Genomic DNA, 1,382 nt, shown 5'->3' on the forward strand with positions numbered 1-1,382 from the left:
ACTTTGCCAATCTTTAAATTCAAGTAAAGTAGATTTCTCCCCTGTGTGAAATTCAGGATCTAGATACCTAGGTTGATAATTAATATAAGGAGAAGTTCTTAATATACGATCAGCTTCAAACAAAGCTTTGGAATATTCTTGGGTGTATTTACCTACTTCACGCCCATCTTTTCTTTTATCAAATATAATTTGATTCGTATTTTTATCAACTTCTAATATAAGTCCATTAGAAGTATAAATCTCGTAAATATCTTTATTACCACTCATTTTTATCCTTTCTTAATTTAACCCATGTATAAACCATCTTCCATGATTATGGTAGTGGCTAGTCTGCCTATGCAATTACTTTAATCTTTAATGCCATTTTCTTCGCCAAATTTTAGTATTTTAGCTCGAAGTTCTTGCGGAAAATTATATCTATAAATAGCAGGAATTCTTGGATCAAGAAGTCTATCAAGCTTATGTCTTTTATAATACCATTCTAGATTTTCAGGGGTAAAATAATAAGGGGCATTAGGATAGCCTTGAGGAGGAGTTAGGGCTGCTAGTTTGGCATGTAGTATTAAAGTATCATTAAAAAGTTGAGCTCTTTCTTCACTCCAATCATTAGGTGTATCGGTTCCATAACCTTGCAGCATACCATTTTTATACCCTCCCCTATAACGATCAAATTCCCTTCTGCTTTCATAAGTAGAATCTATATCCCTTGGATCTTTTATTTTGCCCTCAACTATATCACTTCTTAAGGCTTTATACATACTTCCAAATTCATCGCGAGAAATTTGATATTTATTATAATCAATCACCCAATCTACTCCCATAATCTCATCTATAAAAGGAAGCATACCAAATTCATCAGGTTTTAAAGTCTTAGCTAAGGTTTTAATCTCTTGTTCTCTTAAAGGATTTTTATGCACTCCTACTAAACCACTTCCTACAGCAATATCTGCATAACCATAAATAGCACCTAATAAATTAGGTTTATCTAATATACTACTTCCTCCACTTAATTGTATATAAAGTATAGTAGCTTGGATAAATCTTGCATTAAAACCATTTTGAGACATATCATTAGCTAGGTATTTATAATCACCTAATATTCCTGCTGCCATACCCCATTCATTATGAAATAAACTTGATCTTAGATTATGTTTATTATCATCTACTATTCTATATAATTTTTCATATTTAGGATCTACATTTCCTTTTTCATCTACAGCTCCTATAGCTTCATAAGGTATATCTATAACAACACTTCTTATACCACTTCTTATAACTAAATATTTATATCTTTCTTTTTTAGTTTTTAAAGATTTATAATAAGCTTTTTCTGCTTTAGTCCAAGGAGCTATGCTTCCTTTGATAGGATCTTTTAAATATAT

Annotated in this window: 1 protein-coding gene and 1 pseudogene; both read right to left on the reverse strand. The window is 30.8% G+C overall.

Annotated features, from left to right (window positions below; translation table 11 throughout):
* Positions 1–267: pseudogene (locus tag AJN60_RS09210) on the reverse strand (hypothetical protein); the annotation flags it as partial.
* A gap of 80 nt (positions 268–347) precedes the next feature.
* On the reverse strand, positions 348–1,382 hold a 1,035-nt coding region (locus tag AJN60_RS09215), incomplete at its 5' end, for a hypothetical protein (protein WP_261661161.1).

The organism is Campylobacter sp. BCW_4323 (assembly GCF_001763115.1).
GTDB lineage: Bacteria > Campylobacterota > Campylobacteria > Campylobacterales > Campylobacteraceae > Campylobacter_D > Campylobacter_D jejuni.